Origin of the sequence: Sphingobacterium spiritivorum ATCC 33861 (assembly GCF_000143765.1) — a bacterium.
Taxonomy (GTDB): domain Bacteria; phylum Bacteroidota; class Bacteroidia; order Sphingobacteriales; family Sphingobacteriaceae; genus Sphingobacterium; species Sphingobacterium spiritivorum.
This window is the reverse complement of record NZ_GL379776.1, coordinates 214199-235602: the sequence shown is the minus strand read 5'-3', so window position 1 is coordinate 235602 and position 21404 is coordinate 214199. Positions and strand designations below refer to the sequence as shown.

Annotated in this window: 18 protein-coding genes; 7 read left to right on the top strand and 11 right to left on the bottom strand. The window is 39.4% G+C overall.

Annotation, left to right across the window (positions count from 1 at the left end; genetic code table 11):
* The first annotated feature begins 1 nt into the window (after window position 1).
* Complete coding sequence (locus HMPREF0766_RS19965; protein ID WP_003001464.1) at window positions 2-820, top strand: M48 family metallopeptidase; 819 nt, start codon at window positions 2-4, stop codon at window positions 818-820.
* 79 nt (window positions 821-899) lie between these two features.
* Window positions 900-1385, top strand: a complete 486-nt coding sequence (locus HMPREF0766_RS19960; protein WP_236590452.1) for an ecotin — start codon at window positions 900-902, stop codon at window positions 1383-1385.
* Window positions 1386-1685: 300 nt separating this feature from the next.
* On the opposite strand, the gene HMPREF0766_RS19955 is transcribed toward HMPREF0766_RS19960, so the two are convergent.
* From HMPREF0766_RS19955 to HMPREF0766_RS19940, 4 genes are read right to left on the bottom strand one after another with little or no spacing between them, the layout of a single operon-like run.
* Complete coding sequence (locus tag HMPREF0766_RS19955) at window positions 1686-4856, bottom strand: efflux RND transporter permease subunit (RefSeq protein WP_003001462.1); 3171 nt, start codon at window positions 4854-4856, stop codon at window positions 1686-1688.
* A 26-nt stretch (window positions 4857-4882) separates the two neighbouring features.
* On the bottom strand, window positions 4883-6031 hold the full coding sequence (locus HMPREF0766_RS19950; RefSeq protein WP_003001461.1) for an efflux RND transporter periplasmic adaptor subunit: 1149 nt from the start codon (window positions 6029-6031) through the stop codon (window positions 4883-4885).
* Between the two features lie 23 nt (window positions 6032-6054).
* On the bottom strand, window positions 6055-7368 hold the full coding sequence (locus tag HMPREF0766_RS19945) for a TolC family protein (RefSeq protein ID WP_236590453.1): 1314 nt from the start codon (window positions 7366-7368) through the stop codon (window positions 6055-6057).
* Window positions 7355-7963 (bottom strand): TetR/AcrR family transcriptional regulator, encoded by a 609-nt coding sequence (locus tag HMPREF0766_RS19940; protein WP_003001459.1) that lies wholly within the window; start codon window positions 7961-7963, stop codon window positions 7355-7357. The genes HMPREF0766_RS19945 and HMPREF0766_RS19940 overlap by 14 nt, the downstream gene beginning before the upstream one ends.
* A gap of 619 nt (window positions 7964-8582) precedes the next feature.
* Between HMPREF0766_RS19940 and HMPREF0766_RS19935 the strand changes: the two genes are divergently transcribed.
* Window positions 8583-9269, top strand: a complete 687-nt coding sequence (locus HMPREF0766_RS19935; RefSeq protein WP_236590454.1) for a hypothetical protein — start codon at window positions 8583-8585, stop codon at window positions 9267-9269.
* Between the two features lie 108 nt (window positions 9270-9377).
* On the opposite strand, the gene HMPREF0766_RS19930 is transcribed toward HMPREF0766_RS19935, so the two are convergent.
* Genes HMPREF0766_RS19930 through HMPREF0766_RS19915 form a run of 4 tightly spaced genes read right to left on the bottom strand, consistent with a single transcriptional unit; the run spans window position 9378 to window position 11423 of the window.
* Window positions 9378-9803, bottom strand: a complete 426-nt coding sequence (locus tag HMPREF0766_RS19930) for a c-type cytochrome (protein ID WP_003001456.1) — start codon at window positions 9801-9803, stop codon at window positions 9378-9380.
* A 1-nt stretch (window position 9804) separates the two neighbouring features.
* Window positions 9805-10440: an SCO family protein gene (locus tag HMPREF0766_RS19925; RefSeq protein ID WP_003001454.1), complete on the bottom strand. Its 636-nt coding sequence runs from the start codon at window positions 10438-10440 to the stop codon at window positions 9805-9807.
* 6 nt (window positions 10441-10446) lie between these two features.
* The gene (locus tag HMPREF0766_RS19920) at window positions 10447-10878 is read right to left on the bottom strand and encodes a transposase (protein ID WP_236590455.1); all 432 of its coding nucleotides are present in this window, start codon (window positions 10876-10878) and stop codon (window positions 10447-10449) included.
* A gap of 11 nt (window positions 10879-10889) precedes the next feature.
* Entirely contained in the window at window positions 10890-11423 is a 534-nt protein-coding gene (locus HMPREF0766_RS19915; RefSeq protein ID WP_003001450.1) for a DUF4442 domain-containing protein, read from the bottom strand.
* Between the two features lie 107 nt (window positions 11424-11530).
* Here HMPREF0766_RS19915 and HMPREF0766_RS19910 point away from each other — a divergent pair, with 107 nt between their 5' ends.
* From HMPREF0766_RS19910 to HMPREF0766_RS19900, 3 genes are all read left to right on the top strand, one after another.
* On the top strand, window positions 11531-12766 hold the full coding sequence (locus tag HMPREF0766_RS19910) for an MFS transporter (protein ID WP_003001448.1): 1236 nt from the start codon (window positions 11531-11533) through the stop codon (window positions 12764-12766).
* A 329-nt stretch (window positions 12767-13095) separates the two neighbouring features.
* On the top strand, window positions 13096-13980 hold the full coding sequence (locus HMPREF0766_RS19905; protein WP_003001446.1) for an ABC transporter ATP-binding protein: 885 nt from the start codon (window positions 13096-13098) through the stop codon (window positions 13978-13980).
* Window positions 13973-17608, top strand: coding sequence for an ABC transporter permease/M1 family aminopeptidase (locus HMPREF0766_RS19900; RefSeq protein ID WP_003001445.1), 3636 nt, complete (start codon window positions 13973-13975; stop codon window positions 17606-17608). The genes HMPREF0766_RS19905 and HMPREF0766_RS19900 overlap by 8 nt, the downstream gene beginning before the upstream one ends.
* Window positions 17609-17641: 33 nt before the next feature.
* Here HMPREF0766_RS19900 and HMPREF0766_RS19895 read toward each other — a convergent pair whose 3' ends face one another.
* Genes HMPREF0766_RS19895 through HMPREF0766_RS19885 form a run of 3 tightly spaced genes read right to left on the bottom strand, consistent with a single transcriptional unit; the run spans window position 17642 to window position 20032 of the window.
* A complete protein-coding gene (locus HMPREF0766_RS19895) occupies window positions 17642-18280 on the bottom strand; it encodes a uridine kinase family protein (RefSeq protein ID WP_003001442.1) in 639 nt (212 codons plus the stop codon).
* A gap of 17 nt (window positions 18281-18297) precedes the next feature.
* A complete protein-coding gene (locus HMPREF0766_RS19890) occupies window positions 18298-19221 on the bottom strand; it encodes a DPBB and LysM peptidoglycan-binding domain-containing protein (protein ID WP_003001440.1) in 924 nt (307 codons plus the stop codon).
* Window positions 19222-19237: 16 nt separating this feature from the next.
* A complete protein-coding gene (locus HMPREF0766_RS19885) occupies window positions 19238-20032 on the bottom strand; it encodes a hypothetical protein (RefSeq protein ID WP_115388612.1) in 795 nt (264 codons plus the stop codon).
* Between HMPREF0766_RS19885 and HMPREF0766_RS19880 the strand changes: the two genes are divergently transcribed.
* Window positions 20031-21383 (top strand): NfeD family protein, encoded by a 1353-nt coding sequence (locus HMPREF0766_RS19880; protein WP_003001436.1) that lies wholly within the window; start codon window positions 20031-20033, stop codon window positions 21381-21383. The two genes, HMPREF0766_RS19885 and HMPREF0766_RS19880, sit on opposite strands and share 2 nt — an antisense overlap.
* The last annotated feature ends 21 nt before the right edge of the window (window positions 21384-21404 follow it).

Below are 21404 nucleotides of genomic sequence, written 5' to 3'. Positions count from 1 at the left end.
CATGAATAATCTATACAAATATACAAGCATGCTGCTGGTCGGTGCTACACTTGCAGGGTGCTCTACAGTTCCTCTCACAGGACGTAAACAATTAAGTCTTGTCAGTGATAGTCAGGTAGAACAGCAGGCTGCTGCTTCCTATAAAGAATTTTTAGGCTCAGCTTCTACAAAAGTGATTACCGGAACAGCTAATGCAGCATTGGTTAAAAAAGTTGGAAACAATATAGCTGCAGCTGTGAATAGCTACCTGACCTCTCAGGGAATAGCAAATCAGTATAATTTCAACTGGGAATTTAATCTTATTCAAAGTGATGAGGTCAATGCCTGGTGTATGCCTGGTGGTAAAGTGGCCGTATATACCGGTATCTTGCCTATTACTGTCAATGAAGCCGGACTGGCTACTGTAATGGGGCACGAGATTGCCCACGCAATTGCTAAACACTCCAGCGAACAGATGAGTAATCAGATATTGCTCCAGACGGGCGGACAGGTTGTAGGAGCAGCTACTTCAGGTAAGAGTGCGATTGTACAAAATGTTGTAGGTACATTGTATGGTGTAGGGGGACAGCTGGGTATGCTGAAGTATTCCAGAAGTAATGAATCTGAAGCTGATCGTTTGGGTTTGATATTTATGGCGATGGCCGGATACGATCCGCAGACTGCGGTAGGATTTTGGGAAAGAATGTCAAACGGAAAAGGTCCGGGTACTCCAGAGTTTATGAGTACACACCCCAGCGATGCCAGACGTATTTCAGATATACAAAAACTGTTGCCTGAAGCAAACAAATATTATAAGAAACAACGAGTACTTAAATTATAAAAAAAAGCCGTCAATTGACGGCTTTTTTTGTAGCTTTTTGTATCTGTAAACCGTTATAAGAGTATAATAAATAATAAGTATGATGATAAAATTTTTTAAACTTTTGACAGTATTGATTTCATTAGGAACTGCAAGTGTATATGCGCAGCAATCTGTCAACTCTTCTGTAAGTATGTTTCCGAAAGCTGAGAAAGGACAAGTACAATATATCATTGATGTACCCCATTCTGACAAGGATAATTTAAAGAAAATAGAATTTTTTGCTGGAAAAATTATGGAAACTGATGGTTGTAACAGCTATGGTTTAGCTGGCCAGTTTGAAGAAAAAGATTTACAGGGCTGGGGCTACAATTATTATGTGTTTACTACCAACGGAAGTGTCCGCAGCACGATGATGGCTTGTCCGGATGCTAAGAAAATTCAGCAGTTTGTTTATTCTGAAAGTAAACTGGCACGCTACAACGGAAGATTACCAATTGTAATCTATGCTCCGGAAGGATACGAGATCAGATATAAGATTTATACAACAAATGAAGAGACATTTGTCGGTAAAATAGTGAAATAAGTTATTCTTTCTCAGGCAAAGAATTAATGGGCTGTATCAAAGATTTGATACAGCCCATTTTTTTGAACCATCATATGTCTATATTATTTTCATAACCTCTCCTAACGCTATCCTTAAAAAGGAGAGGGAATTGGTTTTGCAAGCAACTTGTTATCACTATTCTCTCCCTTCCCAAGGAGAGATGCCCGAAGGGCAGAGAGGTTGAAGGTAGAAGTTTTGCAAAGAACCTTGCATCTATCAACGACAGAAGCCTGATCGCTAACGACCAGGCTTCTGCAAACTATAAGAATTATTAATTATTTAATGGGCACTTAGATTTTTAGCTTTCTCTTCATCAAAATTAGCTTCAAGTTCGGCTAATTTTTTCTTTCCATATGCCATACGTGTAATGGCAACAAACAAGACAGGGACAATAAAAATCGCTAAAAATGTTGCAGCTGTCATACCTCCGAATACTGTCCATCCAATTGTCTGACGTGATACAGCACCGGCACCAGTAGAAAGCATCAGCGGGATAATACCCAGAATAAATGCAAGCGATGTCATAATGATAGGGCGTAAACGTAGTTTGACTGCATCTAATGTTGCGTCGATCAGATTCATACCGATATCTACACGCTCTTTAGCAAACTCCACGATCAGAATGGCATTTTTCGCTGCAAGACCGATAATCGTGACGAGACCAATCTGAGCAAAGATATTGTTATCCAGTCTCGGAATCAGAATCAATGTCAGGATTGCTCCGAATACCCCCAGAGGTACAGAAAGGAGAATCGAGAATGGTACTGACCAGCTTTCGTATAAGGATGCCAGAAGCAAGAATACGAAGAGTATACAGAGTGCAAAGATCATGATCGTTTGTGATCCCGATTGTTTTTCCTGCAAACTCAGACCCGAGAACTGATAGTCATAACCGTTAGGCAATGTCTGTGCAGCGACTTCCTCCAATGCTTTTAATGCATCTCCCGAGCTATACCCCGGAGCAGCACTACCCGATACCTCAATACTTCTGAAGATATTGTAGTGATTGACGATGGATGGACTGGTTGTCAGTTCATAACTGACCAATGTAGCCATTGGTACCGAAGAGCCGGCTGCATTTCTAACATACAGTTTGTTGATATCTTCTATTCCCATGCGATAAGCTGTATCTGCCTGTGTAACGACACGGAAGTTACGGCCATATTTCGTGAAATCGTTGACATAACTACTACCAAGGTACGCAGCTATAGTCGAATAGATATTGGAAACAGGAACTCCCATTCTTTTTGCCTGTTCACGATTTACGTGCAGTTTATAGTTAGGAGAATTCGAACTGAACAGGGTATAGGCCATACCGATCTCAGGACGCTGATTAGCAGCGGCCAAGAATTTACCTACTACGCCTTCAAATTCTTTGATATCTACCGTCTGCTGATCTAATAACATCATAGAGAAACCTCCGGATGTACCAAGACCCGGAATAGCAGGAGGTGTTACTGCCAGAATACGGGCTTTTTGATAAGCCATATATTTTTGCATAATAGCACCTGTAATCTCCGCAGCTGTACGCTTACGGTCGTTCCAGTGTTTCAATGAAACAAAGAGCGTTGCACCATTTGGTTTAAATGCACGGTTAAGGATATTGATACCAGAAATGGTCGTTACGTGATTGATTTCAGGGAAATCTTTCTTTAAGTCCGCTTCCAGTTCGTCCAGTACCTCATTTGTACGGGCAGAAGAAGCTCCTTCAGGCAATGTAACACCGGCAAAGAACATACCTCCATCCTCGGAAGGAATAAATCCTGTAGGTTTGGCGTTGAACATCCATCCTGTTCCCACAAAAATACATAAGAGGATAATCAGTACCAGAGGTGCCTTACGGATACATTGCTGTACACCTTTGGAATATTTGTTAGTTACTTTTTCAAACCATACATTGAATTTGTAGAAAAACTTATTCAGTCCTCGGGCTTCTTTATTAACGGATGTTGGTCTCAACATCAGTGAACACAGGGCTGGAGTAAGGGTAAGTGCTATAAAAGCCGATAACATTACAGATACGGCAATTGTAATGGCAAACTGCTGGTAAAGTTTACCAACCATACCCGGGATAAATCCTACCGGAACGAATACTGCAGAAAGAATCAGTGCAATTGCAATAACAGGAGCCGTAATATCTTTCATCGCCCTACGGGTAGCTTCTTTAGCATCCAGCTTATAATGATCTATATAATGCTGGACAGCTTCCACTACAACGATGGCATCATCCACTACGATACCAATTGCGAGTACGAATGCAAGCATCGTCAGGTTATTGATAGAGAACCCAAACAGTAAGAAGAATATAAATGTTCCTACAATAGAAACCGGGATAGCCAGTACAGGGATCAATGTTGCTCGCCAGCTCTGCAGGAAGAAGAACACCACCACCGTTACCAGTAATAAGGCTTCTAAAAGGGTGTGGATAACCGATTCTATAGATGCATTTACAACCGAAATGGTTTCATATCCGACAACGTAATCCACATCATCCGGAAATGATTTTTTCAACTGTTCCAATGCTTTGTAAATACCATCAGCTGTTTCTACCGCATTACCTCCCGGAGTCTGATTGATCATCATACCGGTAGATACCATTCCGTCAGTTTTGGTAGAGGTACTGTAAGAGAATTGTCCAAGCTCTACACGGGCCACATCTTTCAATAATACGATAGATCCGTCTGTATTGGCTTTTACAATAATATCTTCAAAGTCTTCCACATTGGAAAGATCTCCATCTGTCAGGATAGGATATTCGAATACAGTAGAAGATTCCTGAGGGCGTCCACCCACACTACCTCCCGGCATCCGTATATTCTGTTCCTGGATAGCATTTGATACATCAGCAGGTGTAAGTCCAAGGTTTGACAGTTTGTTTGCATCTAACCATACCCGCATAGAGAATGGCTGTCCGAATACTGTTGCATCACCCACACCTTTGACACGCATAATCGCATCTTTGATGTAGAGGTTGATATAGTTGGACAGAAACTTATCATCTCTTGTTCCTTTAGGAGAAACTAAGGAAACGAGCATCAGGATATCTGTATTTGCTTTACGTGTAGTCACACCCAGACGTCTTACCGCTTCCGGTAGTGACGGTTCAGCAATACCCACACGGTTTTGAACGTCAAGCGTTGCAATATCAATATCTGTACCTACTTCAAAGGTTACGGTGATCTGAGACTGACCGTTTGAGGTACTGTTTGATGACATATAGATCATGCCCGGAGTACCGTTGATCTGACTCTCAATAGGAGTAGTCACCGTTTGTTCTACAGTCTGTGCATCGGCACCTGTATAGTTAGCCGTCACAGATACTGTCGGAGGAGCAATGGAAGGGTATTGACTTATCGGCAGTGTGGCAACGGATATCGTTCCCAGAATCGTAATCAATATTGATATTACGATTGCCGTTATGGGTCTTTTTATAAAAACTTCTGAAATCATATATTAATCGTTAAATGAGGATCGTATTATCCTTTTTTAGGAGCTGCACCATTCTCTGTTCCTTTACTTTCAGTTACTTTAACACCGGGCTGGAGATTCATTACTCCTTCAACAATTACTTTATCACCCGGAGTAATTCCTTTTTTGATGACAATTCGGTCGCCGATCTTAGTTCCCAGTTCGACATGACGAATCTCAGCTTTACTGCTGTCACCTACTACGTATACATTGAAGACGCCCAGTTGTTCCATTACTGCTTTGTAAGGGACAACAAGCTCATTGCTGGCAGATTCCTGTTTGATGCTCAGTGTGAGGTTCATACCGGCTACCAGGCTTCTGTTTGCATTGTTAAATGCAGCACGTACTTTTAATGTTCCTGTATTCGGATCGATAGCTCGGTCAACTGTATGTATGGTACCGTGTCCGGGATATTCTGTTCCGTCAGGTAAGGTTAATGAAATAGCAGATGAGCTGTGGCTGTTTCTGAGTGCCGTGAATTTGCTGATATCTTTTTCGTTGACCTGAATTTCTACTGCGATAGGATCATTTGATGAAATGGTATTTAGCAGCGTAGTTCCTGCAGATACCAACGCTCCTGCACGTACCTGTGAGATGCCTACTGTTCCTGCAAAAGGGGCTCTGATCACTGATCTTGCCAGGTTGGTATTAGCTGTTGTCAACGCAGCTTTTGCAGAAGCCACTTGCGCTTGTTGATTAGCCAGGTCAGTCTTTGCATAGTCTAATGTCTGCTTTGCAATCGCATCTTGCTGAGCAAGTTTCTCATATCGTTTCAAATCGGTTTGTACACGGTCATAATTAGCCTGCGCAATATTCAGATTCGCTTTCGCCTGATCTACAGCTGCAGTGTAACGTATGCCATCGATTTCATATAATTTCTGTCCTTTTGAAACAACCGCTCCATCGGCAACAAATATGTTGGTAATGTAACCATTAACTTCAGCACGTAGTTCTGTTTCATTGAGTGCAACTACTGATGCCGGGTAAGTGATATTACCAGTTACAATTTCTTCGTTAACAACGGCTGTAGTAACCGGAACTATCCGTTCAGCAGGTGCCTGTGCAGCGCCTTGCTGTTTAGCATCCTTATTCCCACATGATTGCCACACGAGTGCGGAACCAATAAAAAATGCCGTTAATAATTGTCTTTTATTCATGATATTGTCGATTTCTTAAGTGATTAATTCGTTTGTATATTTCCCAATGCTTTTTGAACATCCAGCTTACTGGACAACAATGCATACAATGCATTCAGATAGTTTAGCTGACTTGTTTTTAGATCAGTTTCTGCTGTCATCAGATCCAGATAGGTCTTGATCCCTTCATCATATTGAAGTTTGATCGTATTATAGACTTCTTTGGAAAGATCAACATTGTCTTTTGATGTTTTCCAATCGCTCAGATTTGCATTATAAGAAGCTTTGGCTAACGAATATTCAGTACTGATCTGATTGTTCAGATTCTGAATATCCCAGTCTATCCTTGCTTCTTGGAGTTGTGATTTATTGATTTGATTTTTTCTTTTAAATCCCTGGAAGATAGGGAAAGTCAGATTAAGACCTACAGTAGATCTAGGGAAGCTGTCATTGTAAAGATCTCCGAACTTATCATTGCGGTAATCAAGCCCGTAATTAATAAATGCACTAAGACTAGGCAGGTATGTCCATTTGTAGTACTGCGTATTTAACTGTTGTAGTTTTTTCGCAGTTTCTAATTGTTGGAATTCAATCCGCTTACTGTTATCCAGTCCGCCTGTTGTATCTAAAAGTATTTCGGTTTCCATATTCGCATTGTCAAATGACAGCGTCAACGGATCTTTTATATCCAAGGCGAGGAGTTGCTTCAGATAGTCATACTTATATTTACGCAGTTCCACTGTTCTTTTTTCATCTGCTCTTGCATTACTCAGCGCAATCTGTGCACGTTTGAAGTCCGTCTTATCCACCAGCCCTACTTCGTATCTCACTTGTGCATCCTTCAATTGTTTGTCCAGTCTGATGATATTTTCTCTGACAATGTTGATTTGCTCTTCACTTGTCAGAATATCATAATAGGCTTTACTGACGTCCACTACAGTATTTATCCGGACATTTTCAGTATTCTGTTTATTAGAGAGTCTGGTCAGTTCAGCTGCTTTTGACGCTTGCATAAGGGCTGGATTCAGTAATTGCTGATCAGCCTGCAGTGTCAGGTTGCTTGAATTTTTCTGTCCCATGACAACAGTTTGTCCACCAAAAGCATTCGTAGGTATCTTAAGATTATGATTATAATTACCGGTCAATGCCAACTGAGGGTACCATCCGGAAAGGGAGATATCAATATCTTTCTCGCCGATGGCTTCATCAATTTCGGCTTGTTTTATTGAAATTTTGTTCTGCAAAGCATAATCTATAAGCTGTTGCAGCGTAGCCTTTTGAGGCACTTGCTGTGCAAACGCCCAGTTGAAAAGGGCAGTGGTGGCAAGGATGGATAATATAATTTTATTGGACTTCATATTTATTTTCATTTGAAACACCATCCCAAACAATCTGGATCAATTGGTCGTAATGTGTCTCTGTGTAATTTACTTTTGCGTATAGTATGATTCTGATAGTAGATGTAGCAACTCCAATGTAAGAAGTTAATAATATGTTGATATCTAAATCCTTAAGTTGTTTTGATTTCACTCCTTCAACAAGGAAATCATGTATATTGTTTTCACTGATAGCACTATGTCTGTACTTTTCTTTAATATTCTCCATATAAGGGGAGGAATAGAACTGCTCAAGAAAGCCAAACATGTCCGGTTGCATTAACCCGTAATGGATAAACCGTTTCCAAATGGTGAAAAATTTTTCTTTGTAATCCTTAATCTCCGAAATATTTTCAAAGATGTGTGCATTCAGAAACTTTTTACATTCCAGATGAAGTTCCTCTATCAGACAGTCCTTAGACGGAAAGTAATGATAGATGGTACCTGTCGCAACCTGTGCCGATTTTGCAATCATACTCATAGAGGTGCCATGGAATCCATGCTCACCAATGAGTGCTATAGTCGTATTGAAGATAGCAGCCTTTTTTTCATTTATATCTCTAAACCGAACGTTCATTCGGTTGCAAATGTAGATAAAATTAAGTTCAGAAAATGTCAAAATAATGTTATAAAGACCATCTTTAACAGAATTTAAGATTTCTTAACAATTTGTTTATTTGTAGGCTGATTGAAACGTTTTGGCTGTTTTTGGAATATCGGTAGGTGCTAGTCCACACTTTTTGAGAGAAAGCAAACGGGGGCTTAAAAATATTTCAAAAAAAGATTTGGAGTGAATCGAAATAAGCTGTACCTTTGCAGTATCATAATTTAGGTTTATAATTGGTTAGTAAAGGTTTCCATTCTCCCCGTTTGGAAACCTTTTTTTATGCACTGAATTTACCCAGATCTTATTCTTAATGACTGAGATTAGTCCCCGTTTTTACCCTATTATTCTTCAATTTTTTTGTTAATCAGCATTCCTGGCCTATACATTGTGCATTTAGCTTTGAGTTAAGGTAAAGGGAGATGTTTTAGGATATATAAATTACATGTATATGGTATTCATCTTTGAGGTATATTTGATGGGTGATAAACGAATTATTTAATCTGATCTGAAATTGAAACGAGAGATTCTATTTAAAGGTGTAACTAAGCTAAAGGTAAAAGGGAAGGATAGATATTCAGCTTTATTACTGATGGTACTACTAACATTGTTTTTAAGTTGTAAACAAGAAGATAAATTTGATTTGCTGAATCTGTCCTTTCCTGTTAAAAAAGAGCTGCTGAATAGTATGGGGATAGAGACTAAGGATTATAATACATATCTGGAAGGGGAGATCAGAAAATTCAGTTCTGAAAAAGATTCGGTTTTAATTTTTGGTAATGTAAAATTATCCGGAAATATCAGCAGATACAATAAAGATCTTTTTTTTGCCAATTATGTTGATTTTTTCGAAGACCCACTTCAGAAAAACATAGGGGCTTATCAGGTCAATATTCATACAACCGAAGAAACTAAAGCCTTAGAAGAGTTTATGGCAGAGCATTTTGGTAAAACTGACTTTTATTACAAAGACAAAAAGATAAGCTGTCGTATCTGGGAAGCTGATAACCGGATACTTTTCTTTGGCGTCATGAATGATCAGCATCATCCGGATCTTCCCAATAAGGTACAAAGTACCTGTATGCTTTTTGTTATTGATAAGTCAAATAAAGAATTAATGAAAGAATCTCCCCAAGGAAGTTACTTTAAGTTTTATAAGGATTATCTGGATAAAAAGGAATCTACTAAACAGCAAGCTGAGGTTTATATCTATAGTGATTTCGTGCATGATAGTGGAAATGAAACTATTTATACAACCAATTATGTGGGCGATAAATAAACACAAATAACCAATTTGTTATAAGTACTTTATATATCTTTTTATAGTATTTTCAATGCGAATTCTGGTGTTTGCATTGTCCATTACAGAGCCTTATATCTCATATTACTATTTACAGTTTTGAAGGTTCATCCGAACCTCTTCCTGACTATATTTTTCTGTCTCCTGAGCGAATGTTGTTGTGATGTACGTCAGAATATAGGCGATATCGACCTCTGTGAGTTCAGGTAATCCCGGCATTTTTTCATTAAAAGTTTCTCCGTTAATCTTTATGGGTCCGGAAATACCGTTTTTTATAATACAAGGAAGTATTTTGCGGTTATCTTTGAAATATTTAGCATCTGTAAGGGGTGGATACAGTTTTCCAAGTCCTTCTCCTTTGGCACCATGACAATTCTGGCAGTGCGTGCTGTATAGTTTTTGACCATTGACGGCATATTGAGCTGTCTGAATGCTCACATTTGGTTGGCACGCATTCAACAGGCTGATAAGATAGACTGCTGCCAAACAGCTCAATACGGTCAATAATTTCATATTACTTGTATTCGTTGAATAAGATTTCCAGATCTTTTAATAATTTGTCTACCTGTTCTGAATCTGTACCATCATAAGCACCACGGATACGTTTTTCCTTATCCACTATCACAAGATATCCCTGATGGTCATATCCGCCGGGTACATTGCTGTCTTCTTTGGCAAACACAAGATAATCATTAGCTATGCCATATATGTCTGCTTTAGACCCGTTAACGAATTGCCACTGGTCATTCGTTACACCCAGTTTATTAGCATATGCCTTTAATATATACGGATGATCATATTTGAAATCAATACTATGTGAAAGAAAGGCTATACGCTGATCTCCTTTATATTTTTCATATACTTTCAATAAGTTACGCTGCATAGTAGGGCAGATGCTCGGGCAATGTGTAAAGAAAAAGTTGGCAATATATATTTTATTGTCAAAATTCTTATCAGTTATCAGCACACTATCCTGATTGAGAAAACTGAATGCAGGAATAGTATGATATGCTGTGTCAATAACGACTTTACCATCCACGGTCTTTTCCACAGCTTCTCTGTCTCCGTAGATCGGAAGTTTGGCATCATTACCTGAACAAGCGGACAGAAAAAGACCGGCAGCCAGTGTCAATGTGTATAGTAATCTCATAATCGTTTAGTATTTTCCTAATATAGTTTTGCTTTCTGCGGATACATCTGTAAATAGCTTTTTCATTGTATTTACTTTCTCCAGTTCTTTTTGCTGGTATTCTACGTTTGTGCTATCTACGGCATATTCCATCATCCAGTCTTCCATAGAGCCGGTAGCCTGTTCCAATTTTGACTTGAGCGCCGATAATTCAGTTCGTGCTGCAGCGGTGTCAAGTGCAGCGTTTTTAGCTTTTAATGCTGCAATATTGGTCAGTATAGAATCTATACGGACCGTATTTTTATCAAAAGTGGAGATCTGTGGCATGATCTCATCATGTATAGCGATAGCTTCTTTTTTTATTGTTTCGATGTCACCACCTTTTTTTTGATCTCCTGAATTCTGACATGAGACAGCAAAAGCTGATCCTGCTAATAATAAATAGGCTAAATTTTTCATATACATTATTTTTAGTTTATGGAATTAATATTTATTTCTGAAGTGTTTATTTCTTTCGGTGAAGGAGTTTGCTGGGATTCATGAAGGAGATTGCGAATGTATATCTCATTATTGGAAACGGCGCATAGATTACGGTGTTTATCATAGATCTCTATGGTGAATATTTTGACAATCTTACCTTCATTCTGAATGGAACGAAGAGCGTCACTGATATCTTCCTGCGAGATACGTATGGATATATACAGATTGCCGTCTCCCGGTTTTTTATATTCTATACGTGCAGATTTGACCCATACTACTGTCTTTTTATATCCTTTTGCCTTGAATATCTGATCGATGAGAAGCGGATGTAAAGGATCTGTAGCTGCAAATATGGTGCCTCCGAAGATTGTTCTGTTGCCATTAATGTTAAAGAGGCTTCTGAATATCTTGACATCAGCTCCACTATAGTCCGGGAGGATCTTTTGAATCCAGATCCGCTGGAATAGAAAAGGCGGATAGCTACGGAGTATCCATTTGAGTATATTGGGACGCAATGTCAGCATAGTATTTACAAAAATAGCACAAAAATGAGAGGAAGTCGAACTTATCGGGAATATCTTGCATTAAAATGAAAACTATATTAAATTCGCTTTTCTAAATTAACCAAATCATGTCTGAACTACAGCAGAGTGTGCTCCCCAATAAACGTGTATGGATTATTGTTTTCGTTGCTGCCTTAGGGTACTTTGTGGATATCTATGATCTGATTATTTTTTCTATAGTTCGGGTGCAGTCTTTTGGAGATATCGGAGTCGCAGAAGCTGATATGCGAAGCAAAGGCGAGTTTGTATTGAACATGCAAATGGGAGGGCTGCTGATCGGGGGAGTCATCTGGGGTGTGATCGGAGATAAGTACGGGCGTCTGAAAGTGCTCTTTGGGTCTATATTACTTTATTCCGTTGCCAATATTACTAATGGATTTGTGCATGATGTGACGACATATGGAATTGTTCGTTTTATTGCCGGTATTGGTTTAGCCGGTGAGCTGGGAGCAGGTATTACTCTGGTAAGTGAGAGTATGAGTAAAGAGAAAAGAGGATACGGAACCATGATCGTGGCGGGAGTAGGAGTGCTGGGGGCTATATTGGCTTACTTTGTAGCAGAATTGTTTGATTGGCGTATCGCTTATTTTGTAGGCGGAGGAATGGGGTTACTGTTACTGCTGTTGCGTGTTGGTGTATTTGAATCGGGTCTGTTTCATAATATGAATTCTGCGAATGTACAGAAAGGGCAACTTCGGATGTTGTTTAATAATACTGTACGGTTTAAGCGTTATTTGTACTGTATGTGTATCGGACTACCGATATGGTTTGTGGTAGGCGTGCTGGTTACACAGTCGCCCGAAATCGGCAAGGCACTGGGGGCCCCGGTCGTATTGAGTGCAGGAAAAGGGGTTATGTTTACCTATTTAGGAATATCACTTGGCGACTTTATCGCAGGCCTGTTAGCTCAATGGCTTAAATCCCGTAAAAAGGTGGTTTTTATATGTCAGATCCTTATCATTATAAGTTCGTGCTGGTACCTGAATAGTAAAGGACTGACCGAACCTACCTTTCTGGGATTGGCTTTTCTAATGGGGTTAGGGGTAGGCTACTGGGCAACTTTTGTGACTATTGCTGCTGAACAGTTTGGGACTAACCTGAGAGCTACAGTAGCCACGACAGCACCGAACTTTGTCAGGGGAGCTCTTATTCCGTCTACCTTGCTCTATGGATATTTTGTTGATATATGGGGCATCGTAACAGCAGCTCTGATCATGGTATTTCTTCTTTCGGGAATTGCCATATTTGCACTGACGCAATTAAAAGAAAGCTTTTCCAGGGATCTGGACTATATTGAGGAATAACCCATTATCTTTTGGGACATTTCTTGCACCTGCTGCCTCTTTTATATTTTTTGCAGCACTTTTTGAATACACAGCAGGAAAATCCTGCAGTCGGATTTAATCTTTTATGAAGATCCTCCATCTGTAATTCCGGGGCACATAAATCAAGCATTATTTGATTTTCTCGATCAATCATGCTGCAAAGATAAATATTGTTTAGATTTGTTATAAATAATATTTTAAAATATGACAATTCAGCGGGTTAGGCGGTATTGTCTGATTTTTTTTATGTATGTTGTAACAAAATGTATAATTAAGATACCAATTCAATATTAACAGTTAACTGCTTTATGAATTTATTAATCCAAGAACTTAGTAAAACCTATTCTAACGGTGTAAAAGCGCTCGATCATGTCAATCTGGAGATTACTCCCGGAATGTTTGGACTGCTTGGTCCGAATGGTGCGGGTAAATCCTCCCTGATGCGTACTATTGCGACTTTACAAAAACCTGATTCGGGAAGTATTCAGTTTGATAACATTAATGTGCTGGAGAATCAAATGGAACTGCGCAAGGTATTAGGATATCTTCCTCAGGAATTCGGCGTTTATCCTAATCTGTCAGCTCAGGAACTCTTACAATATTTTGCCCGCCTTAAAGGAATTTCTTCAGGTGCTGACCGGGAAAAAATTATCAGACGGGTACTGGAAGTTACTAATTTGTGGGATGTGCGTAATAAGAGTGTAAGCGGGTATTCAGGAGGTATGAAGCAGCGTTTTGGTATTGCGCAGTTATTGCTGAATGATCCGAAATTAATTATTGTAGATGAACCGACAGCAGGTCTGGATCCGGCTGAACGCCATCGTTTTCTGAATGTACTCCGTGAAATCGGAACGAATCATACCGTAATTTTCTCCACTCATATTGTGGACGATGTCCGTGAATTATGTCACGAACTGGCCATTCTTAACGGGGGTAAGATTCTGCTTCAGGGCACACCAAAGGATACTATAAGTCAATTGGATGATAAAATCTGGGTGCGTATTATCGGCCGTGAGCAGCTGGATGAATATATTGGGAAGTTTAATGTTATTTCGACCAATTACAATCAGGATAATACCCTTAATATTCGTGTCTATAGTGACAGTGTACCTGACGAAACATTTGTAAAAGCTCAGGTTCAACTGGAGGATGTCTATTTTGTTGCCCTTAAAAAAGATCAGCGTCATGTTTAGTACTATCTTTAATTTCGAATTTAAACGATGGTTCAAAAATGCTGCTATATATGTTTACATGGCCTTATTTTTTGGACTGGCGTTGCTGATTATGCTGATGTCACTGGGGATATTTGATGGAATCACAGCTACGACTTCATCCAATACCTATATGAACTCTCCGTTGGCGATCAGTGATATGATCAACGGCATGTCTGCCCTGATTTATTTTCTGATCCCGACTATCGTAGGAGCTTCTATATACCGTGACTTTCAGTATAATGTTCATACCATACTGTTCAGTTACCCCTTTACAAAGACAGATTACCTTCTGGGGAAGTTTTTCGGATCCTTGCTAGTGGTTCTGATTGTTGTTCTGTCTTCTACATTAGGAATTATTTTAGCGCAGTATGTGCCGGGGATCAATCAGGAATTGCTGGGGCCTAATCATATTTTTGCCTATTTTCAGACTTATCTCGTACTGATTATTCCAAATCTGATTTTTATAAGTTCTATTATCCTTGTACTGGTCACGCTCACCCGAAATGTGTATGTGGGTTTTGTGGCCGTTCTGATTCTGATGGTGCTGCAGGGAGTGATTCACAACCTGAGCAGCAATGTAGACAATCGGTACTGGGGAGCGCTGCTTGATCCTTTCGGAGAGTCTGCTATCACATATTACACGCAGTATTGGTCGCCGGAAGAGAAGAACGTAAACAATCTTCCTTTTGAGGGGGTTGTCATCTACAACAGACTGATTTGGCTGGCTGTTTCGGCATTATTTATTGGCGGCTTTTATATATTCTTTTCTTTTTCACAGAGCAGACTTTCTCTGGTAAAGAGCAAGAAGTCTGAACGGGTTACCAAGAATAATTTCGGGAGTATATTCAAAGTTGATCTGCCAAAAGTAAACTATCGTTTTTCTATGGGGCACTACCTGAAGACGACATGGTCCCTTTCTAATTATGATTTCAGGTATATCGTCAAAAATCCGGTATTTTTGATTATCTCTCTGATCGGAATTTTATTTGTGTTCCTGATGGCCTCTACTTTCGGAGAAATATTCGGAACGTCCACCTATCCTGTTACCTGGAAAATGGTCATGATACCAGGCTCTACATTCAAATTTTTCATGATGATTCTGACTTTCCTGTTTTCAGGACTGTTGATTCATCGCGGAGAGATTTCCAGGATGGGAAGTCTGATCGATTCTACGCCGGTTCCAAACTGGACACTGCTGTTATCCAAAGTCATTGCTATAATAAAAATGCAGCTGTTTCTGATGCTTCTTGTGATCCTGACCTGTATGGCTTATCAGGCCTATTACCAGTATTATAAATTCGAGATCGGACAATATATTATGACCTTGATGGTGTTTGGTATGTTAAGCAATATCATCTGGCTTTTTCTGGCTGTATTTGTCCATACCTTATTTAAAAGTTATCTGAGTGGCTTTTTTGTGCTCCTGATTCTTTATATAGGCTTACCGTTTCTTTCCTTTGCAGGAATCGAACAGGATATTTTTAAATTTAATCAAGGACCCAATCTGCAATATTCGGATATGGACGGCTTTGGGTTTATTCTGCCATTCCTGACCTACAAGTTTTATTGGTTCCTGTTTGCTATAGTACTGTTGATTCTGGGATTGTTACTTTGGAGAAGGGGAATATTTTCCGGAGCCAGAGAAAGATGGAATATGCTGAAATCCGGTCTGGATATGAGTAAAGGTATTATACTTGCTGTATGTTTGCTTGGATTTTTAAGTATTGGATCTGCGATCTATTACGAGGATAATGTAAAGAATCCGTATTATAAAGCACTCGATATTGAAAAACAAGCTGTACAATGGGAAAAGAAATATAAAAAATATCAGTATCGTGCTCAGCCTCGTGTCGTGGACGTAAAGTTTAATCTGGATTTTTTCCCTTCATCCAGATCATTCAAGGCAAAGGCTTCATATGTACTCAAAAATAAGACAGCACAGGCAATAGACACGATATTTGTAAATTATAATGATTACGAATATACCTTCAACTGGAATGTGCCTGTCAAACTGATTTCAGAAGATGATGTGTATAATTTCAATATCTACACACTTCAGCAACCTTTGTTACCGGGCGATTCTATTGTGTTGACTTTCGAAACAATGAACAAGCCTAATACCTGGATTCATGAAAATTCACCTGTAAAGGGAAATGGAACTTTTATAAATAATATGATGTTTCCAAGAATAGGTTATTCGGATCAATCTGAACTTGTGGATAATGATATCCGTATCAAATACGGATTGCCGGCTAAAGAAAGGATGGCAAAACCTACTGATCAACGTGCCAGACAGAACAATTATATCTCTAATGATGCAGACTGGATCCGGTTTGAAGCAACTATAGGTACAGATGAGGATCAGTTAGCTATTGCTCCGGGATACCTGGTGAAAGAATGGACGAAAGATGGCCGTAAATATTACCAGTATAAAATGGACAGTGAAATGCTGAATTTTTATGCATTTAACTCGGCTCGTTATGCGGTAAAAAAGGATAAATGGAAAGATGTCAATCTGGAGATTTATTACCATCCGGGGCATGACTACAATCTGGACCGGATGTTAGCTTCCAGTAAGGCTTCATTAGATTATTACACCCGCGAATATAGTCCTTATCAGCACAGGCAATTGCGCATTATTGAATTTCCGCATACCGGAGGTACGTTTGCTCAGTCATTTGCCAATACCATACCTTTTTCAGAAGCCATTGGTTTTATTGCTGATGTAGATGAAAAGAATCATAATGCCGTAGATTATCCTTATGCTGTCACTGCACATGAGATCGCGCACCAGTGGTGGGCACATCAGGTTGTAGGTGCTAATGTACAGGGAGCAACCCTGATGTCTGAAAGTATGTCGGAGTATTCTTCCCTGAAAGTACTGGAGCAACGGTACGGTAAAGGACAGATGCGCAAGTTTTTGAAAGATGCACTGGATAATTATCTCAAAGGGCGCAGTGCTGAACGCCTGGGTGAAAAACCGTTGATGTACAATGAGAATCAACAGTATATTCATTACCAGAAAGGTTCACTGGTATTGTATGCGATGAGTGATTATCTGGGTGGAGCGGTATTTAACGGAACTGTAAAAGGATATCTGGAACAGACAGCCTTCCAAAATCCACCTTACACCACTTCACTGGAGTTTGTAGATCATTTGCGAAGGGCTACTCCTGATTCATTGCAATATTTAATAAAAGATATGTTCGAGACCATCACTTTTTATGAGAATAAGGTTGAAAATGTATCCAGTAAGAAGTTAGCTAATGGAAAATATCAGGTAGATATCGCTTTTCAGGTGGCTAAGTACAGAGTGGACAAAAACGGCAAACGTATATATGATGACAGTAATCCTGCTGCACAGCCTAAATCCAAAAAAGGAGAGATCCGATCCCTGCCCTTACAGGATTATATTGAGGTGGGTGTATTTGCTGAATCCAAAAAGGATAATAATGACCAGAAGGAATTGTATGTGAAGAAGCATAAGATAGGTCAGGTCAATAATAAACTGTCTATTATTGTAAATGAAAAACCAACTGCAGTCGGAATAGATCCGTACAACAAACTGATCGATACCAACTCTGATGATAACAGAAAATCAATTTAAGGATATATAAAAAAAGCGGCTTAGCCGCTTTTTTTATATTGTTTTTATTTTATCCTTCACTTCCTGACAGATCTCATCTGTCACCATTCGGATGGGTTCCGGATCATCAATATTATTGATGATTACTTTATCACAGAATTCTCTGTAGGGTAATAAATATTCATTATAAGACGGTACGACATGGTTTACCCATTTGTAACGTACATCGTCTTCATCGTATCCGCGTTCTATGAGGTCTCTTCTCAGACGTCTTTCCAGAGCAACAGATTCTTCCGCATCCAGAAATATACGCATATCCAATAAGTCATTGACTTCTGTATAATAGAAGATAAACAGCCCTTCAATAATCAGAATGGGGGCCGGTTTGATCTCCAGCATTTTGGGTGTAAGTGCCGGATTATTGAATGTATACTCTTCTTTAAAAACTGTTTTTCCATCGAAGAGGTCTTTGATGTCATTATAAAAAGCGGATCTGTCAATAGAGGTCGGAATATCGAAATTGTACAGTCTGTTTTCTTCCTGAGTCTTTGTATTTGCCGGAATATAGTAATCATCCTGTGAGATGAGTGTAATCTCATCTTTTGAGAAATGTTGCAGGAAACTATTTAAGAAAAATGTTTTACCCGAACCGCTACTTCCTGCGATTCCTATGACGAAGGGTTTGTTATTCATTTATGATACGATACTGTTTAATTTTCCAAAGGTACACCATAATTTATTTCTACCAAAAAACGCTTATCCAAAGCTCCTATGTAGGAAGCTGCCGATTTGGATAATACTACAATGGCATTTTCCGTTTCTGCATTGTCATTAAACTTTCCGACTACTTTGGCGTAAGTGACATTGTGTGTCATCGGATTGGTGATTTTGAGGATAGTGCCTATAGGAGCTGTTTTATGAAGTGCAAGGTTGCTCTTTCCGTCCGAATTCAGATTACTCATCCATACTGCAATACCTCGTTCTTTTTTCTCGCGGATACCATATTTATTAGCCGAGATTTCATTGTAAGATGAATCCCGTTCTGTAGAATCTACACGGGTCGTGTCTATGGGTGTCAGAACGATCTTGGGTTCTTCCACAGGTTTCGGAGGTGTAGGTGTATTGTTCGGAATTTTTAACAGTTGATTTTCCTTCAGTGAATTAGAGGTCAGGTTATTCAGTTTTTTGATATCGTCTACAGATACACCGAATCTTCTGGAGATCGCATATAATGTTTCGCTTTTTCCGACTTTGTATTCTGTAAGAGGAGTCTGCTGCTGTGGATTGCCTGCATTTTTTGATTTTTCAGGTTGTGTAACAGCTTTAGCAGTTTGTTGAAACGGTCGGCCGGTAGGAATTTTTACGGTATCTCCGGGACGCAAATCCTTGCTGTTGTTTGCCGCCATAATATTTTTCACTATGGCATTGTATTGGCGACCTAATTTATAGTAGGTGTCTTTTTGTTCAACTTTATGAAGGATATAAATTTCTCCTTTGACATTTTCAACGCCTATAGAGTCTTTTGGGCTAAAATCTGTTTTCCACGAAGATGCGTACAGATTTGAAATAGAAAAGCTAGCAAAGGCAATGACTGCTATCTTCTTATAAAGAGATGATTTCAATAGTTTGTTCATGATAAAAATTATGCAATTATACTAAATACGAAACAATTTCCTGTTTATTATAGGTCATAAGAAATATTTGATCGTCAATTTGAAAATAAGGCTGAGGAATCATTTTAGAATTTTGCTCAAGCAGGCAGCATCTGTGTATCTCTCTGTATTGATCAGATATGCAGATATTCAGGTCAAATTTATCCTCCTTCCGGGTATGATAGCACCAAAGATACCGTTGTCTGATCTTGCTGATCCACATCGTATCTTCGTATACTGTCGATTGTAAAAAATGCGGTAAATTTCCGTTATAAGCTAACGGAAAACTGATATGATTAGCGCAATACTGGATTTCGCTATCCGTTGTTTGTAACGGAGTTCCGGTAGAAAGGGAAATATATTCATCAAATCCGGAACTGATGGTATGATGTCTTACTTTGAGTAAATCTTTGAAAATATCAATCAGCAAATACTGATGCCATTGTTGGGTAATTGTACGGGACGGAATATGTAATACGGTGATTCCTGCTGCATAAGGGGTATTGGTGCCCAATTTTTTGAGAATCAAGTAGTCGCCCTGAATATCTGCCAGCGTCCATTCTTTAGTTTTTAGCCGGAAGTTGTCTAATAATCGGGTACCTGTAAAGCTAATGACATGAAAGGCAGGCAATGTGCTTTCCTGATCACGGGTTTCCACAGCCAGTAACCGGGTATTGGAGTCGGCTTCAATTTTCCAGATCGGATCCGAAAAACTTTCCGCAAATACTTTATTAATTGTATATTTAACCATTACGCTCAACACAAATTTCAACCAGTCAATGATTGAATACATGAACAAATTTACGAAAACCTTTTTAACCATACTATTTCTGATGTCATGTTTTGCGATTACAGCAGTGCAGGCACAGGAAGTGTATCATGTTCGTATCCATGATGAAATAGGCCCTGCCGCATGGCGTACATTTGACAAAGCCACTAAAAGAGCTTCAGAATTAAAGTCGGCTTATTTGCTGGTCGAGTTGAATACATTTGGCGGAGCAGTCAATTATGCAGATTCTATACGAAGCAGGTTGCTCAACTCTCCGATGAAGACAGTTGTGTATATTAATCATAATGCGGCTTCTGCAGGCGCATTGATTGCTATGGCTTCGGATTATATCTATATGCAAAAGGGAGCGAGTATAGGCGCTGCAAGCGTAGTGGATGCAAAAGGGGAGGTGCTGCCGGAAAAATATCAATCATACATGAGAGGACTGATGCGTGCTACAGCTGAAGCAAAGGGCAGAGATCCGAAGATTGCGGAGGCTTTTGTGGATCCCTCAGTCTCCATCCCAAACCTGAAACCTGACGGCAAACTGCTTACTATGACCGCAGACGAAGCTGTAAAGGCCGGCGTAGCTAAAGCAGAAGTGTCTGCAAATAAAGAAATATTTATTGACCTCGGTATTAGAAAGCCAACTGTTACTGTGCACGAAGTAGGGATGATTGATAATATCATCGGCTTTCTGATTAATCCGGTTGTAAGCGGAGCACTTATTCTCTTGATTATCGGAGGTATCTATGCCGAAATGCAGACTCCGGGAATCGGATTTGCTCTGGCTGTTGCTCTTATAGCGGGTGCTTTATTTTTTGCGCCTCTTTATATGGAAGGATTGGCGGCACATTGGGAAATCGCACTTTTTTTTATAGGCGTAATACTTATCGCGTTAGAAATATTTGTTATCCCTGGCTTCGGGGTCACAGGTATACTGGGGATTATCTGTCTGGTGTGCGGGTTGGCATTTAGTATGGTATCCAATGATTATTTTGATTTTAAACTTGCACATCCGGGTATGCTGTTTAATTCTTTTCTTATTGTAATAGGCTCGATGTTTCTGGCCGTCATATTAATGGTGATCTTTGGTAAGAATATTTTGAAATCTTCCGCATTTAAGAGACTTGTTCTGGAAGATGAACAAAAGTCGGATCAGGGGTACACTTCTTCTGTATCAAAGGCTGATCTTTTGCATAAACAGGGAGTTGCAAAAACTGTCCTTCGTCCTTCCGGTAAGATAGAAATAGATGGAGTATGGTACGATGCGGTCGCGTTGGATGGGTTTATAGATGCAGGAGATCTTATATATGTAGAGAAACATGAAAATTATAACCTTTTCGTTCGTAAGATAGAGGAGCTAAAAGGCTAACAGCTAAAAACAAATGCTATA

What these genes read in the sequence shown, in the direction of transcription:
- HMPREF0766_RS19965 (WP_003001464.1), top strand. Translation starts at nt 2, where the DNA reads ATGAATAATCTATACAAATATACAAGCATGCTGCTGGTCGGTGCTACA.
- HMPREF0766_RS19960 (WP_236590452.1), top strand. Translation starts at nt 900, where the DNA reads ATGATGATAAAATTTTTTAAACTTTTGACAGTATTGATTTCATTAGGA.
- HMPREF0766_RS19955 (WP_003001462.1), bottom strand. Translation starts at nt 4,856, where the DNA reads ATGATTTCAGAAGTTTTTATAAAAAGACCCATAACGGCAATCGTAATA.
- HMPREF0766_RS19950 (WP_003001461.1), bottom strand. Translation starts at nt 6,031, where the DNA reads ATGAATAAAAGACAATTATTAACGGCATTTTTTATTGGTTCCGCACTC.
- HMPREF0766_RS19945 (WP_236590453.1), bottom strand. Translation starts at nt 7,368, where the DNA reads ATGAAGTCCAATAAAATTATATTATCCATCCTTGCCACCACTGCCCTT.
- HMPREF0766_RS19940 (WP_003001459.1), bottom strand. Translation starts at nt 7,963, where the DNA reads ATGAACGTTCGGTTTAGAGATATAAATGAAAAAAAGGCTGCTATCTTC.
- HMPREF0766_RS19935 (WP_236590454.1), top strand. Translation starts at nt 8,583, where the DNA reads ATGGTACTACTAACATTGTTTTTAAGTTGTAAACAAGAAGATAAATTT.
- HMPREF0766_RS19930 (WP_003001456.1), bottom strand. Translation starts at nt 9,803, where the DNA reads ATGAAATTATTGACCGTATTGAGCTGTTTGGCAGCAGTCTATCTTATC.
- HMPREF0766_RS19925 (WP_003001454.1), bottom strand. Translation starts at nt 10,440, where the DNA reads ATGAGATTACTATACACATTGACACTGGCTGCCGGTCTTTTTCTGTCC.
- HMPREF0766_RS19920 (WP_236590455.1), bottom strand. Translation starts at nt 10,878, where the DNA reads ATGAAAAATTTAGCCTATTTATTATTAGCAGGATCAGCTTTTGCTGTC.
- HMPREF0766_RS19915 (WP_003001450.1), bottom strand. Translation starts at nt 11,423, where the DNA reads ATGCTGACATTGCGTCCCAATATACTCAAATGGATACTCCGTAGCTAT.
- HMPREF0766_RS19910 (WP_003001448.1), top strand. Translation starts at nt 11,531, where the DNA reads ATGTCTGAACTACAGCAGAGTGTGCTCCCCAATAAACGTGTATGGATT.
- HMPREF0766_RS19905 (WP_003001446.1), top strand. Translation starts at nt 13,096, where the DNA reads ATGAATTTATTAATCCAAGAACTTAGTAAAACCTATTCTAACGGTGTA.
- HMPREF0766_RS19900 (WP_003001445.1), top strand. Translation starts at nt 13,973, where the DNA reads ATGTTTAGTACTATCTTTAATTTCGAATTTAAACGATGGTTCAAAAAT.
- HMPREF0766_RS19895 (WP_003001442.1), bottom strand. Translation starts at nt 18,280, where the DNA reads ATGAATAACAAACCCTTCGTCATAGGAATCGCAGGAAGTAGCGGTTCG.
- HMPREF0766_RS19890 (WP_003001440.1), bottom strand. Translation starts at nt 19,221, where the DNA reads ATGAACAAACTATTGAAATCATCTCTTTATAAGAAGATAGCAGTCATT.
- HMPREF0766_RS19880 (WP_003001436.1), top strand. Translation starts at nt 20,031, where the DNA reads ATGAACAAATTTACGAAAACCTTTTTAACCATACTATTTCTGATGTCA.
- HMPREF0766_RS19885 (WP_115388612.1), bottom strand. Translation starts at nt 20,032, where the DNA reads ATGTATTCAATCATTGACTGGTTGAAATTTGTGTTGAGCGTAATGGTT.